The organism is Glycomyces sp. NPDC021274, assembly GCF_040641195.1.
GTDB lineage: Bacteria > Actinomycetota > Actinomycetes > Mycobacteriales > Micromonosporaceae > Glycomyces.
Genome location: NZ_JBFADC010000083.1, coordinates 1 through 1,268, shown reverse-complemented (window position 1 = coordinate 1,268; position 1,268 = coordinate 1). Strand labels below are relative to the sequence as shown.

2 protein-coding genes are annotated in these 1,268 nt (G+C 69.6%); both read right to left on the bottom strand.

The window, feature by feature from the left end; all coding sequences use genetic code 11:
- A partial coding sequence (locus AB0I03_RS26745; RefSeq protein WP_360417397.1) for a 2Fe-2S iron-sulfur cluster-binding protein occupies positions 1 to 804 on the bottom strand: 804 nt, incomplete at its 3' end.
- The coding region (locus AB0I03_RS26740; protein ID WP_360417395.1) for an NADH-ubiquinone oxidoreductase-F iron-sulfur binding region domain-containing protein at positions 801 to 1,268 on the bottom strand (468 nt) is incomplete at its 5' end. The genes AB0I03_RS26740 and AB0I03_RS26745, both read right to left, overlap by 4 nt.

The following is a 1,268-nucleotide window of genomic DNA, read 5'->3' as shown; positions in this document are numbered from 1 at the left end:
CCGTCGGTGGTCGGTGCGGGTCGCGCAGCCGCCCGCGCAGTGCTCGCACACCGACGGGGAGGAGACCAGGTCGAAGGGGCGGGAGCGGAAGCGGTACGCGGCCGAGGTGAGCGCGCCCACCGGGCAGATCTGGATGGTGTTCCCGGAGAAGTACGACTCGAAGGGGTCGCCCTCACCGGTGCCGACCTGCTGGAGGGCGCCGCGCTCGATCAGCTCGATCATCGGGTCGCCGGCGATCTGGTTGCTGAAGCGGGTGCACCGCGCGCACAGCACGCACCGCTCGCGGTCCAGCAGCACCTGCGTGGAGATCGGCACCGGCTTCTCGTAGGTGCGCTTCTTGCCCTCGAAGCGGGTGTCGGGGTCGCCGACCTGCATCGCCTGGTTCTGCAGCGGGCACTCGCCGCCCTTGTCGCAGATCGGGCAGTCCAGCGGGTGGTTGATCAGCAGCAGCTCCATCACGCCGCGCTGCGCCTTCTCGGCCACCGGGGAGGTCAGCTGGGTGCGGACCACCATTCCGTCGGTGCAGGTGATGGTGCAGGAGGCCATCGGCTTGCGCTGGCCCTCGACCTCGACGATGCACTGCCGGCAGGCGCCCGCCGGGTCCAGCAGCGGGTGGTCGCAGAAGCGCGGGATCTCGATGCCGAGGAGTTCGGCGGCCCGGATGACCAGCGTCCCCTTGGGGACGGAGATCTCGATGCCGTCGATCGTCAGGGTGACGAGGTCCTCCGGTGGCACCGCCGCCGCACCGCCCCCGTCGGGGCGTCGGCCCGCGGTGGAGCCGCTGTTGGACTGCAGTACGGTCATGCGTTCACCCCCAGGTGAGCGTCGTTGTCGGCCCAGAGGGTCGACTTGGCGGGGTCGAAGGGACAGCCCTTGCCGGTGATGTGCTCCTCGTACTCCGCACGGAAGTACTGGAGCGAGGAGAAAATCGGCGAGGCGGCGCCGTCGCCGAGGGCGCAGAAGGACTTGCCGTTGATGTTGTCGGCGATGTCGCCGAGCTTGTCGAGATCTTCGAGTCGGCCCTTGCCGGCCTCGATGTCGCGGAGCAACTGCACCAGCCAGTACGTCCCTTCACGGCACGGGGTGCACTTGCCGCAGGACTCGTGGGCGTAGAACTCGGTCCAGCGGGTGACCGCCCGGACGACGCAGGTGGTCTCGTCGAAGCACTGCAGCGCCTTGGTGCCGAGCATCGAGCCGGCCGCGCCGACGCCCTCGTAGTCGAGCGGGACGTCGAGGTGCTCCTCGGTGAACATCGGGGTCGAGGAGCC